Genomic DNA, 13,891 nt, shown 5'->3' with positions numbered 1-13,891 from the left:
GCGATGGACGATTTGTCAGAATTTCGGGCCGTTTATTTGGAAGAGCTCGAGGAACAGCTCCAGTGTATGGACGAAGAGGTGCTGCGCCTCGAGAAGGAAGGGCAATCCGATGCTGCGATCAGCCGGTTGTTCCGCGCAGCTCATACTCTGAAAGGCTCATCAGCGGCGATGGGCTATGAAAAAATGAAAATATTGACGCATGAGATGGAGCATTTGCTGGATAATGTGAGAAACCGCAAGCTTGCCGTTACTAAGGCGATGACCAATTTGTTCTTCAAATGCTCGGATGGCATGAAGAGGCTGCAGGCCGAAATTATATATACGAATAGCGAGCGCTCGAATATGGAGCATCTGATTCGGGAGCTGCAGTCGTTCGGCGGCATATCCCATCCAGCGGAGCCATCCGGGGTTCAGCCTCCAAATGTTACGCATGAGATATTGCGGTCCTTACAGGAGCAGGCTGAGCTTGGACGCGTATTGGCATGGGTGAGCGTCACCATCTGCCAGAGCTGTGAGATGAAGCTGGCCAGGCTCAGTCTGATCGACTGCAAATTGCGAGAAACCGAAAACGTCTATTGGTCGGATACGGCATTCGAAGGCCCCGATATGGAAGAAAATGTGATTCAGAACCGATGGCTGCTGTCCACAGCGCTGCCGCTTGATGAGCTGGAGAGCAGAATCGGAGAAATGATGGATGTGGACGAGGTGCTCGTTGATGCTTGCGATTGGACAGAACTGCAAGCGGCGGCATCACTGGACGAGCAGGACGAGCAGGTCGGGGCCGAGTCCGAAAGCATTGCTCCGCCGGGGCATTTCGAGAAAGCCAAGGGACAGACGATCCGCGTCAATGTGGAGCGGCTGGAAAATATGATGAACCTGGTAGGGGAGCTTGTCATCGCACAGACGCGCATCCAGCAGATGGAGAAAGCCTTCTATCAGAAATTTGGTCCTGATGAGGCAGTGGAAGAGCTGGGGCATTTGTCCGATCATCTGACCCGGACCATCGGCGAGCTGCAGGAAAGCGTAATGAAGGTGCGCATGCTTCCCATCGAGCAGCTGTTCAACCGCTTCCCCCGGATGGTGCGGGACTTGGCTCATATCCTGCATAAAGAAGTGGAGCTCGTCATTGAGGGAAAGGAAACAGAGCTTGACCGCACCTTGATCGAAGACATTGGAGATCCGCTTATCCACCTGATCCGCAATGCCATTGATCATGGTATCGAGGAGCCTAACCAGCGTCTTGTCGCCGGCAAGCCGGGAAAGGGAATGCTGAAGATCAGCGCTTCTCATGAGGATAATCAGGTGCTCATAACCATACAGGATGACGGAGCGGGCATTGATCCGGAGCGCATCCGGCAATCGGCTGTGGCAAAAGGTATTATTCATGCTGCGGAAGCGGCTCTGCTGAAGGATCAGGAGGCGGTACATCTCATCTTTCATCCCGGATTTTCAACCGCTCAACAGGTAAGCGATGTATCGGGCCGCGGCGTCGGTATGGATATTGTGCGGACGGAAATTGAGCGAATGAACGGATTAATCCAGATTGAGACGAATATCGGCACAGGAACCTTGTTCAGGATCCGGCTGCCGCTCACGCTGGCTATTATTACAGGCCTTCTGGTCGATATCGGCGGCCGGATTTTCATTATTCCGATGAGCAGTGTATCGGAGATTGTACGCATCGCCCCAGAGCATATCAGCACGGTCGGAGGAATCCCCGTAGTGACGATCCGCAATCAGGTCATCCCTGTCAGCTGGCTGCATGATTACTTTCACTATGAGCGCAGGAACCATCGGAACAGGCAAATTCCAATTGTTATTGTTGGACGCGGAGACAAGAGGATCGCGCTGGCGGTTGATGAATTGATCGGCAATCAGGAGATAGTCATCAAGTCATTGGGCCGTTACATGGGGAATATTGAGGGGATTTCGGGCGGGACGATTCTGGGGGACGGCAGAGTGGGCCTGATCCTGGAGATTGGCGGAATTATCAAGCTGGTGACAAGAAGCGCGTGACGGTACATCAATAGCGGAAACCATTAAAATCATCGGGGTGGACATGTATGAAATGGTTCTATAACTTAAAAACCAGCATAAAGCTGATCTCCTCATTTCTGGTCATTGCCTGTATTCTCGCTTTTGTTGGGCTTTATGGATTAAGCAATCTGGGCAGCTTCAATACGAATCTCCAGGCCATGTATTCGGATAATTTACTGCCCGTCAATTATTTGGCGCAAACCGAGGTGGATGTGATGGAAATTCGCAAGCTTGCCCGTGATTTGTACATTGATGAGACTGCAGCCGACCGAAAACAAAACCAGGATAGCTACGAAGCCATCAAGGATAGGGTTACCGATCGGATGGAATTATTCAAAAATACGATGATGAGCGATGAGTCCAGGACGGCGCTTGCCCCGTTTGACGGTGCGTGGGCCGCCTATCAAAACAATTTCGCGCATCTGATTGAGCTTGCCGACGCCGACAAGAATGATGAAATGCTTGAATTTACAGAAGGAGTGCTATTGGAATCAAGCACAGCGCTTGGCGCAATATTGGACAGGCTGAACGATTTGAATATCGCCCATGCGGACCAATCAAATAATCAGAACGTCGAAATGTTCAATCAGTCGCGCAATCTGACAATCAGCATCATTATTGCTTCCATCCTACTTTGTATTGCCTTTGGATATTATATCGCGCAAATTATTTCAAGGCCATTAAACAAGCTGGTTCAGCTGGTTGATAAGGTGGCGGTCGGCGATTTGCGCGAGAAGAATAACATCCAAACAAAGGATGAGGTGGGCAGGCTTGCGGCGGCGGTCAATGATATGATGGATAATTTGCGGAATATTGTGAGAAGCATCACTTCCTCCTCTCATAGTGTTGCGGCGGCGGCCCAGCAAATATCGGCCAGCACTGAAGAAATTGCCGGAGGAACGACGAATCAGGCGACCTCTGCACAGACTATCAATGAATTGTTTATCGAGCTTTCAGCGGCCATTCACTCGGTCGCACGGAATACGGAAGAAGCCTCCGAGCTTTCGGATCAAACCATCGATATTGCCAGAGAGGGAGGAGAAGTGATCACGTCCTCCATCGAAAGCATGCGGGCTGTCAGCTCCCAAATGTCCCGGCTGGAGGATGATTCACAGAAGATCGGCGAGATCATCGAGGTCATTGAGGATATTGCGGATCAGACGAATCTGCTTGCCCTTAATGCCGCTATCGAGGCTGCCCGCGCGGGTGAACAGGGACGGGGCTTTGCGGTGGTTGCCGATGAAGTCCGCAAGCTTGCGGAGCGCAGCGGAGAGGCGACCAAACAGATTGCAGGTATCATAAAAGGCATGCAGGATAATACGAAACGAAGCGTTACGGCCGTTCAGGCCAGCTCCGACCTGTCGCGTCAAACGGGAGAATCTTTCCGGAAAATCGCGGCAATGGTGGACCAGGCCGGACAGAAGGTAACGGAGATTGCAGCGGCGAGCGAAGAACAAGCGGCACAGGCTTCAACGGTACTATCGGCGGTGGAGAACATCTCGTCGGCAACAGAGGAAGCGGCGGCAAGCAGCGAAGAAACGGCCGCTACCGCTCAATCGCTCGCCCAGCTGGCTGAAGAATTGCAAGCTGCCGTCGAAGTCTTTCGATGGGATGGCAGATAATAGCGGACTGTGAATGAACACTGCCGGATATAAAGTTCAGATCTATAAGCACCTGAATCGTTTGCCAGGAATCCCAGCCCTCACGAAAAAGACCATGTCCCTTTCAATCATGAAGGAGACATGGCCTTTGCTTATTTATGCATCTTTTTTTCGTCAAGACATCGTCTGGGGCGGTTCTTGAGACGTCTGATCATATTCTCCCTTGGGCAAATGAATCCACCGGTGAAAATATCCCTGATCGTATAAGGCCTTGATTAAAATCATTAAAATCGGCGACAGGATCACGCCCGCTATGCCGAACAAAGAGAGCGAAATGATCATGAAAGCGAGCATGGTAAAAGCGGAAACACCAAGCGTATCTCCGGTGATTTTCGGCTCAAGGATCTGTCTGGTCAGCACAACGACCAGGAATAATACTGTAAGCCATATGGCCAAAGTCGTTTGGCCAACGATGAACAAATAGATGATCCAGGGAATGAAGACCGTTCCCACGCCGAGAAGAGGGAGAACATCAAATACGGCGGAAAGCAAAGAGATAGAAAACGCATTGTCCACGCCAAGCAGCAGGAGACAAACGAATATTACGCAAAAGGTGATGGAAATCAGCTTGCCCTGCGCCTTGAGATAACCGCTTATTCCGGCAAATACATTATTGCGCAAAAAATAATAGGCGGTTTTGAACGTTCGGGGTGTTTTCTCGCTGGCCATTTTTTTCCAATCGGCAATTTCGAGGCTGAGAAAATAAGCAAGAATGATGCCGATGGCAAAATTTAAGATGAAGGCGGAGACCGATTTCAGGTAACCGCCCAGGGAAAGCAGAAAAGTAGTGGCGATTTTTTGGCCCCAGTTTGTGATGTAGCCTACAACCTCGGTTGCTTTATCGGTTAAGCCAGGCGGAAGCGCCTGCATTTTGTCTGCAAAAAATGCCGAATTTTTCTGGAATTGATCCGTGAATAATTGCTGATAATAAGGAAGCTTTTCAGCAAGTCCGGTAATTTGGGATGTCATAATGAATCCTGCCCCTACAAACGCTCCAAGAATAATAAGCGTGAAAATAAGCACGGATATGGCGGCTGCAATTGATCTTCGAATACCGATTCTGGTCATCCATCTGGTTGGCGGTTCAATAAACATAAAGATAACGAAGCAGAGGAATATCGGAGTGGCAATGCGGTACACATAACTGAAGGCCAGCATGATCAGGTACACGGTGAGCACGATCAGCGCAATATCAAAAGCAGTGCGCCAATATTTTTGGTAGAAGGAAATCATTTTTTTACTCCTTTACACATATGATGCTTGAATATCCCTCATGATTGTACACTAATTTTCTAGAGTTTCCCAATATTTCTTTCAATTAGTCACTAGGAAAAAACAAAGGCTTAACATCAAACCATAGCCGTTTTCGTCAGCATTATGTTACAATGAAATGAGGGAACATTAGTGCTCCGTCTACCAGTATTAGCAGGGATATAAACTAGGGTGGTGGGGATAGAGATATGGAAAACTTCCTGCTATGGGGCTTTTATATTTTGACGTTTTATGCTTTTCTTCCGGGGATTATAAGCCGAACCTTCGGCTTTCGAGTGTTCAAGAAGGGACTTGCCAGTCATGAAATTGCTCTTACATTCGATGATGGACCGGATCCAAAATATACCCCTTTACTGCTTGACTTGTTAAAGCGTTACAATGCAAAAGCCACATTTTTTGTTGTCGGCATTCATGCGGAGAAGCACCCAGAACTGCTCAAACGCATGCATGATGAAGGTCACATTATCGGGATTCATAATTATGTTCATAAGTCCAACTGGTTCATGCGTCCAAGAACGGTTACAAGACAAATTCACCGCACGTCGGAGCTGATCAAACAGGCAACGGGAGCTCCTTCCGCGTATTATCGGCCTCCCTGGGGAATCGTGAATTTATTTGATTTCTCCAATATGGGACATTTGCAGATTATATTATGGTCCTCCCTGTTCGGCGATTGGCGCAAAAGAGTTGGTGTCAGACGCTTGAAGAAGCGGCTGATGAAAAAACTCCGCCCTGGCGAGATCATTCTGCTGCATGACTGCGGCGCAACATTCGGCGCGGATCTTGAGGCTCCGGCCAATATGCTGGAAGCTTTGGAGACTTATCTCGAAGAGGGCGTGAACCGGGGCTACAGGTTCGTGGCCATTAATGAAATGATCGCCATTACGGACCGGCACAAAACAAGCCGCCGCGCTCTTGGATGGCTGAAGCGTTCTTCCATTGCCTGCTGGATGGGCTGGGAGAAAATTTTTCATTTCCTTTTCCGGGTAAAATCCGGCGGAGAGGATTCCATCTTTCATATCCGGGTTGTTCCTTACCGCGGAGAGCCGCTTATGCTTTCAGACGGGCAGGTCATCAAGGATAAGGATGAGGTTATCGAGCTGCATTTTGACAACAACAAGCTGTTCCAATTGATGACGGAAGCCCGCTCCATGATGCATGTTGCCATTCGTCTTATCCGTGAAGTGGAGAAGGGAATGCCCAAGCTTGCCGCTCAAATTGCAGGACGACAGGAATTTGAGCATGTTCAGGGCTTGTATGGAATCAGCATGATTAACCGGGGTGCAGAGCAGTTCGGGTTTAGCGTGCTGGATCTGCCCAAGGGCTTATTCGACAAAATGACACGGATTTACTTAAAGCTTCTTCTGAGGGTGCTACATCCTTCAGGGAAACGCAGAATCAAAGAGCAAGGCAGCAAGCTGACACCGCGAATTATTGCCATGTCGATGGAGGAGTTCTGGCATCGATACGGCAAGGGGGATGATTTTACTCCCAAGTGGACTGCTGCAGCGGACTTCGATGACAAGCTGCAAACGCCGGGTCGGCCGGCAGTATCGCATGCCGTCTACGATAATGGAAATGCCGCCAGGGAATATACTCCTTGACGGCATTTCTTTTTGTTTTTGCTGCCAAGAGAGTCATGTATGCAAAAAAACGCTTTGCTTCTGGCATTTAAATGCCGGAGGCAAAGCGTTTTTTCAATAGCGAGGAAAGCTTTAGAGCTTTCCTCTGCGCAAGCTACATTTTCATGACGCCGCCGGTGCTGGCATTAGTTACAAGGTAGGAATACCGGGCCAGGTAACCTCTTTTGATTTTTTGCTCGAAGCCTTTCCAGTTGGCTTTGCGCTGCTCGAATTCTTCATCGCTGATAAGCAGATTCATCGTACGGTTGTTCATATCCAGCTCAATGAGATCACCGTCGTTGACGAAAGCAATCGGGCCGCCTTCGGCAGCTTCCGGTGACACATGGCCGATACTGATGCCGCGCGAGGCGCCGGAGAAGCGTCCGTCCGTTACGAGACCTACTTTGGCGCCAAGTCCCATACCAACAATTTGCGAGGTTGGAGCCAGCATCTCGGGCATGCCCGGTCCGCCTTTAGGACCTTCATAACGGATTACGACTACATGGCCTTCCTTGACCTTGCCGCCCGCAATGCCCGCAAGTGCTTCGTCCTGGGAATCAAAGCAGATAGCCGGTCCCTTCAGATAACCGCCAACCGATTTGTCGACTGCGCCTACTTTGATAATCGCGCCGCCTGGCGCAAGATTGCCGAACAGAACGGCCAGTCCGCCGCGTTCGCTATGCGGGTTGTCCAGGGTGCGGATGACATCCTTGTCCAGAATCTCGGCTCCGGCTACATTCTCGCGAAGGGTTTTGCCGGTAACGGTGATAACGTCGCCAGTAAGGGCGCCTTCTTTCTTGAACAGCTCGTTGATAATGGCGCTTACGCCGCCGGCATTATGCACATCTTCAATATGGTAATCGGAAGCGGGAGCAACCTTGGCCAGATGGGGAACCCGGCTTGCCACTTCGTTGATACGTTCGATCGGATATTCGATTCCTGCTTCATGTGCGATAGCCAGAGTATGGAGAACGGTATTGGTGGATCCGCCCATCGCCATATCCAGCGCAAAAGCGTTATCGATGGATTCGATGGTGACGATATCGCGCGGCTTGATATCAAGCTCGATAAGATTCATCAGCTGACGGGCAGCTTGTTTGACGAATTCCTTACGTTCTGGGGAGACCGCCAGAATCGTTCCGTTGCCTGGAAGAGCAAGTCCCAGACCCTCGGCCAGACAGTTCATGGAATTGGCTGTGAACATGCCCGAACAGGATCCGCAGGTTGGACAGCCGTATTGCTCAAGCTCCTGCAGAGCGGCATCGTCGATTTTACCCGCTTGGTGCGCGCCTACGCCTTCAAATACGCTGGAGAGTGAAATCGAACGGCCGTCCGCCGTTTTACCGGCTTTCATCGGTCCGCCGCTGACGAGCATGGTCGGGATATTGACGCGCAGGGCGCCCATGATCATGCCTGGCGTGATTTTGTCGCAGTTGGGAATACAGACCATGCCGTCGAACCAGTGGGCATTAACGACCGTTTCTACGGAATCGGCGATAATCTCGCGGCTTGCCAATGAATAGCGCATACCGATATGGCCCATAGCGATGCCGTCGTCGACGCCGATCGTGTTGAATTCAAACGGCACTCCGCCTGCTTCGCGGATCGCTTCTTTTACCAGCTTGCCGAATTCCTGAAGATGCATATGACCTGGAATAATATCAATATACGAGTTGCATACTGCAATAAACGGTTTGTTGAAATCTTCTTCCTTAACTCCGGCAGCGCGCAGCAAGCTGCGGTGAGGAGCGCGGTCGAACCCCTTTTTGATCATATCTGAACGCATTTTTTGTGTCGCCATGCATGTCCCTCCAATGTGTAAGTAAGTGCCGTTTTTGCGGCTGTTTCAGCCAGCAAAAGCTTCTTCCGTAAAGGCCAATTTGCGCAAGATCAATGCCTTTAAGTTTATCACAATGCAAACGCTATGACTAGTATTGGCAAGGCCTGGGCAAAAAGAGGGATGCTATGAAAGCTGTGCAATTTAAAGAGAGGAACATGAGAGTCAACCGTTAGTTAATGTCATTAAATCTAACATCGAATGTTTACTTGATGCCATTCGGCCGTTATAATGTAAGAAAGCTTAACTGCTTGTTGATGGATTGAGGAAGAGATACTACATTTATGAGGTGAACCCATGCAGTTGACAGAACGCGAGAAGGAAAAATTGCTCATTACTATCGCTGCTGATTTGGCGCGCAGACGTCTCGGGAGAGGGGTTAAGCTGAATTATCCGGAGAGCGTGGCGCTCATTACTTCCGAGATCATGGAAGGCGCCCGCGACGGGCTGACTGTGGCCCAGCTGATGGAACAAGGCACCCGCATCCTGTCTTACGAGCAAGTCATGAGCGGCGTGGCTGAAATGATTCATGAGGTACAGGTGGAAGCTACCTTTCCTGACGGCACGAAGCTTGTGACGATTCACCATCCCATTGCCCATCCATGAACTCATTCCCTTTTCTGAAAAGATTGATTTTTAACAAAAGCAATAGTTGCAATCGTATATGAACATGAGATGTTTGCCCGGCAAACCTCAAGCTAGGGAGGGTGATGTCATGATACCTGGAGAATACCGTACTCTGCCTGGCGGAATTGAATTGAATGCAGGCAGAGCCAGAGCGGAGCTTGTAGTCGTAAATACAGGCGACAGACCGGTGCAGGTCGGATCGCATTTTCATTTTTTTGAGGTGAACCGCGGGCTGGAGTTCGACCGCGAGGCGGCGTTTGGCATGCGGCTTGATATTCCGGCAGGAACGGCTGTCCGTTTCGAGCCCGGTGAAGAGAAGCCGGTTCAGCTGGTGGAGCTCGGCGGGCTGAAACGCTCGTTTGGCTTGAATGGTCTGACGCATGGACCTGCTGTTCGGGGAGAAATGCCGGACGAGGTTCGGGCAAGGCTGGCCGTATGGAAGGGAGAGCCGTCATGACCCGTATGGATCGCAGAAGCTATGCGCAAATGTTCGGACCTACCGCCGGCGATGCCGTACGCCTTGCAGACACGGAGCTGTGGGCGCAGATTGAACAGGATTATACGGTCTATGGAGATGAATGCAAATTCGGCGGAGGCAAGGTCATTCGTGACGGAATGGGACAATCCAGCGGGGCGCTCCGCGATGATGGCGTATTGGATACCCTGATCACCAATGCGGTCATCATCGACCACTGGGGCATCGTAAAAGGCGATATCGGCATTCGCGACGGTCTGATTGTCGGAATAGGCAAAGCGGGCAATCCGGATATTATGGACGGTGTGATGCCGAACATGGTCGTCGGCGCCAGCACGGAAGTGATCGCCGGCGAAGGTAAAATTGTTACGGCGGGCGGGATTGACTCGCATATCCATTTTATTTGCCCGCAGCAGATTGAGACGGCGCTTTCCTCCGGCGTGACGACGATGATCGGGGGCGGGACGGGACCGGCTACGGGGACGAATGCCACCACCTGCACGCCGGGAGCCTGGCATATGCGGCGCATGCTGGAAGCGGCAGAAGCGTTCCCCATGAATCTGGGATTTACCGGGAAGGGAAATGCATCCTTCACCGGTCCGCTGATCGAGCAGATTGAAGCGGGCGCGATCGGACTTAAGCTGCATGAGGATTGGGGAACGACTCCGGCGGCGATTGATACCTGTCTGGCAGCAGCCGAGCAGTATGATATCCAGGTCGCCATTCATACGGATACGCTCAATGAGGCGGGTTTCCTGGAGGATACGCTTGGAGCGTTCAAAGGAAGGACGATCCATACCTATCATACGGAGGGCGCCGGAGGCGGCCATGCTCCGGATATTATCCGCGCTGCCGGAGAGCTGAATGTGCTTCCGTCCTCGACGAATCCAACCCGGCCTTTTACAATCAACACCATTGAAGAGCATTTGGACATGCTTATGGTATGTCATCACCTGGACAGCAGCATTCCCGAGGATGTGGCCTTCGCCGATTCACGGATTCGTCCGGAGACGATCGCCGCAGAGGATATTTTGCATGATATGGGCGTCTTCAGCATGATCAGCTCCGATTCCCAGGCCATGGGGCGGGTAGGCGAGGTTATCATCCGGACATGGCAGACAGCGGATAAAATGAAGCGGCAGCGCGGACCGCTTGCTCCGGATATGACAGCCGAGGCGGACAACTTCCGCATCAAACGGTATATTGCCAAATATACGATCAATCCGGCGATCACGCATGGCGTTTCACATTTGGTGGGCTCCATCGAACCGGGGAAGTTCGCCGATCTGGTGGTTTGGAGTCCCATGTTCTTCGGCGTTAAGCCGGATATGGTGCTCAAGGGCGGAACGATTGCTTTTGCCCAGATGGGCGATCCCAATGCTTCCATCCCGACACCTCAGCCGGTTTTCGGACGAATGATGTTTGGCGCTTTCGGCAAAGCCAATTCGAACAGCTCCATCACATTTGTTTCGCAGGCCGCTTATGACCGCGGAATTGCCCGTGAGCTTGGCCTGTCCAAGCGGGTGGAACCTGTACGGGGCTGCCGCAGCGTGACGAAGAAAGACATGATCCATAACGATGCGACGCCGAAAATCGAGGTGGATCCCGAGACGTATGAGGTGAAGGTGGACGGTGTTCCCGCAACTTGCGAGCCTGCAGAGGTTCTGCCGATGGCGCAGCGGTATTTCTTATTTTGATGAGGTGAGGGCATGAATATTGAGGAAGCTCGGATCGGGGGCGGTTCTGGAATTCTGCCCTGGCTGGCGCTTCAGCAGCTGCTGGATTCGGCGCTGCCCATTGGCGGCTTCTCCCATTCATTCGGTCTTGAAACCCTCGTACAAGAGGGGCAGCTGATCACGGGCGCGCAGCTGGAGGCTTATGCGACCGCGATGCTGTACCAAAGCTGGTCGACGGCAGATGCTATGGTGATTAAGGCGGTTTACCGCTACGCGCCTGTCGGTGACTGGGAGCCTCTATGGGCGGTTGAACATCTTGTACATGTGCAGCGTGCCGCGCAGGAAACCCGCACAGGCGTGCAAAAGATGGGCCGCAGGCTGCTGCAGCTCACAGCCCAGGTCTATCCGCAGCTGGATTGGTCGCCGCTTACTGAAGGCCTGCGAGGGGGCCGCTGTCTGGCTACGCACCCGCTTGTTTTCGGCTACGCCTGCAGCAAGCTTGGGATAACGCTGGAGCAGTCCGTACAGGGCTATCTGTATGCCTGTGTGGTGACCTGCATCAACAGCGCGCTTCGGCTGATGTCCATCGGACAGACGGAAGGGCAGAAGCTAATCGCGCGCCTTGCGCCCCATACTGGCCGTGCCTGGTCTGCTGTGAAGGGAATGGAGCCGGAGGACGCCTGCACAAATATGCCAATGGCCGAAATTGCGATGATGAGGCATGAGACGCTCTATTCCCGATTGTTCATGTCTTAACAGGGTAAGCTCAAGGAACGCTTAGTCAAACAGGATTTACTAATCATTCTGGGAGGTATGTGCAATGTGTCAAGGACAAGGTCAGGGTCATCATCATCATGGATGGGAACAGCCGGCGATCGATCGTTCCCGTCCCATACGGATCGGTATCGGCGGGCCGGTAGGGTCGGGCAAGACAGCGCTTGTAGAGCGGATGGCAGGAGCGCTTAAAGATAAATACAGCGTTGCCGTTATAACCAATGATATCTATACAAAAGAGGATGCCCGCATCCTGGCGGCTACCGGCGTACTGCCAGAAGAGCGCATTATCGGCGTGGAGACAGGGGGCTGCCCGCATACGGCCATCCGCGAAGACGCTTCGATGAATTTCGAAGCCGTGGATGAGCTGACCAGCCGGTTCGAAGGGCTTGATCTGATCTTTATCGAGAGCGGCGGCGATAATCTGGCGGCTGCCTTCAGTCCGGAGCTTGTCGACCGTTTTATTTATATTATTGATGTGGCTCAGGGAGAGAAAATCCCGCGTAAAGGCGGTCCCGGCATCATGCGGTCCGATTTGCTCGTGGTCAACAAGATTGACCTTGCTCCGTATGTCGGCGCCAGCCTGCAGGTTATGGAAGACGACACAAAACGAATGAGGGGAGACCGCCCTTATGTGTTCTCCAATCTGTTCGGAAGCGTTGGCGTGGAACAAATTGTCGGTTGGCTTGAGCATGAGCTCGCTCATGCCCAAGGCTTGGATCATGATCATCTGCATGCAGATCAGCCGCAGGCACACAATCATAATGAAACTCATGGCCATAATGATAATGTAGCTCAAGACCATAATCACGATCATAATCACGATCATAATCACGATCATAATCAAGATCACAATCACGATCACAATCACGATCATAATCACGATCATAACCATGACCATCATACCCGCGATCATGGGCATGTGAAAGCTTCAGAACCGGCGGCTGAGCATAAGCATGAACCAGGCACCGTACACACCCATAATCACGTTTAAGCATATGCAGGCAGCGAGGGTATCCCATCTGCGGGCCGCCTTCGAGCGCCGGGGCGGCCAAACGCAGGTGGAGTCGAAATACCACACCGCTCCTGTGAAAATTGCGAAGACCTTCCCTATGGGAGGACCTGTGGGGGTTATGGTTATGGACGTCTCGCCGGGACTCTTGGCCGGTGACCGGTATGAATTTGACTGGACGGCTCATGAAGATGCTCACGTTTATGTGACTAATCAATCCTTCACCAAGGTGCATCCATGCCCGGACCTTGCCGGCGGGTCCTCCATGAGGCAGACCTTTGCGCTTTCGCCCGGGGCTGTCTTGGAAAATATGCCGGAGCCGGTCATGCTGTATCGGGATGCCGCTTTCTCAAGTGAAACAGTGGTCAATCTTTCGCAGGCTTCTGTCTGGATGCAAGCTGAGGTATTGTGTCCCGGCAGGACGCTCAGAGGCGAGACATTCGCTTACCGTATTTACCGCAACCGATTGAAGGTCAGCTATGAGGACGAGCTTATTTTCGCCCAGCATCAATTGATCGATCCGGCATCGGATATGCTGAGCGCTCCAGGCTGCTTCGGCGGCTTGACGCATACCGGTGCATTTTATGCCTTCTCCGATCAAATCACGGCCAAGCACATTGAGGCAGTCCGCGATGCCGTGTCAGGACTGCGTGTCAGAGAACAGCACCCGGTCATTGCCGGTGTAACGGAAACACATAAGTATGGTTTTGCCGTGATGGCGGCAAGCACGGCGGCATGGCCGCTACAGGAAGCGTTGGCAGCTGCCTGGGAGGCGACGCGCGCTGCTCTCCTGGGGATTGGGCCGCTGCGGCTTCACAGCTGAAGGATGACGGATGATCCACTGCGGATTATCTGTCATCCTTTTATTTGTGGTATAGTAAGAAAGGGTATCTCTTTT

The 13,891-nt window shown here is 52.0% G+C and carries 10 protein-coding genes and 1 pseudogene; 9 read left to right on the top strand and 2 right to left on the bottom strand.

What is annotated here, in order from left to right:
- The first annotated feature begins 3 nt into the window (after nucleotides 1-3).
- Nucleotides 4-2,016, top strand: coding sequence for a chemotaxis protein CheA (locus tag AC0YOB_RS33860; RefSeq protein ID WP_475796534.1), 2,013 nt, complete (start codon nucleotides 4-6; stop codon nucleotides 2,014-2,016).
- Between the two features lie 47 nt (nucleotides 2,017-2,063).
- Nucleotides 2,064-3,659 carry a methyl-accepting chemotaxis protein gene (locus tag AC0YOB_RS33855; RefSeq protein WP_475796533.1) on the top strand — a complete coding sequence of 532 codons (1,596 nt, stop codon included), beginning with the start codon at nucleotides 2,064-2,066 and terminating at the stop codon, nucleotides 3,657-3,659.
- 153 nt (nucleotides 3,660-3,812) lie between these two features.
- On the opposite strand, the gene ytvI is transcribed toward AC0YOB_RS33855, so the two are convergent.
- The gene (ytvI, locus tag AC0YOB_RS33850; protein WP_475796532.1) at nucleotides 3,813-4,931 is read right to left on the bottom strand and encodes a sporulation integral membrane protein YtvI; all 1,119 of its coding nucleotides are present in this window, start codon (nucleotides 4,929-4,931) and stop codon (nucleotides 3,813-3,815) included.
- 227 nt (nucleotides 4,932-5,158) lie between these two features.
- Here ytvI and AC0YOB_RS33845 point away from each other — a divergent pair, with 227 nt between their 5' ends.
- Nucleotides 5,159-6,574, top strand: a complete 1,416-nt coding sequence (locus tag AC0YOB_RS33845; protein WP_475796531.1) for a polysaccharide deacetylase family protein — start codon at nucleotides 5,159-5,161, stop codon at nucleotides 6,572-6,574.
- 133 nt (nucleotides 6,575-6,707) lie between these two features.
- Here AC0YOB_RS33845 and ilvD read toward each other — a convergent pair whose 3' ends face one another.
- Nucleotides 6,708-8,393, bottom strand: coding sequence for a dihydroxy-acid dehydratase (gene ilvD / locus AC0YOB_RS33840; protein ID WP_210038056.1), 1,686 nt, complete (start codon nucleotides 8,391-8,393; stop codon nucleotides 6,708-6,710).
- Between the two features lie 333 nt (nucleotides 8,394-8,726).
- On the opposite strand from ilvD, the gene AC0YOB_RS33835 reads away from it, so the two are divergent.
- The 6 genes and pseudogenes from AC0YOB_RS33835 (at nucleotide 8,727) to AC0YOB_RS33810 (ending at nucleotide 13,816) form a co-directional block, all read left to right on the top strand.
- Nucleotides 8,727-9,035, top strand: coding sequence for an urease subunit gamma (locus AC0YOB_RS33835; RefSeq protein WP_475796530.1), 309 nt, complete (start codon nucleotides 8,727-8,729; stop codon nucleotides 9,033-9,035).
- A 109-nt stretch (nucleotides 9,036-9,144) separates the two neighbouring features.
- Nucleotides 9,145-9,513: an urease subunit beta gene (locus tag AC0YOB_RS33830; RefSeq protein ID WP_475796529.1), complete on the top strand. Its 369-nt coding sequence runs from the start codon at nucleotides 9,145-9,147 to the stop codon at nucleotides 9,511-9,513.
- Nucleotides 9,510-11,228: an urease subunit alpha gene (ureC, locus tag AC0YOB_RS33825; RefSeq protein ID WP_475796528.1), complete on the top strand. Its 1,719-nt coding sequence runs from the start codon at nucleotides 9,510-9,512 to the stop codon at nucleotides 11,226-11,228. The genes AC0YOB_RS33830 and ureC overlap by 4 nt, the downstream gene beginning before the upstream one ends.
- A gap of 12 nt (nucleotides 11,229-11,240) precedes the next feature.
- Nucleotides 11,241-11,963 (top strand): urease accessory protein UreF, encoded by a 723-nt coding sequence (locus AC0YOB_RS33820; RefSeq protein ID WP_475796527.1) that lies wholly within the window; start codon nucleotides 11,241-11,243, stop codon nucleotides 11,961-11,963.
- A gap of 64 nt (nucleotides 11,964-12,027) precedes the next feature.
- A pseudogene (ureG, locus tag AC0YOB_RS33815) lies at nucleotides 12,028-12,690 on the top strand (urease accessory protein UreG); the annotation flags it as partial.
- A 247-nt stretch (nucleotides 12,691-12,937) separates the two neighbouring features.
- Nucleotides 12,938-13,816 carry an urease accessory protein UreD gene (locus AC0YOB_RS33810; RefSeq protein ID WP_475796526.1) on the top strand — a complete coding sequence of 293 codons (879 nt, stop codon included), beginning with the start codon at nucleotides 12,938-12,940 and terminating at the stop codon, nucleotides 13,814-13,816.
- Nucleotides 13,817-13,891 lie beyond the last annotated feature (75 nt).

It is taken from the genome of Paenibacillus sp. JT31N17 (assembly GCF_056269255.1).
This window is presented reverse-complemented; position numbering and strand designations above follow the sequence as displayed.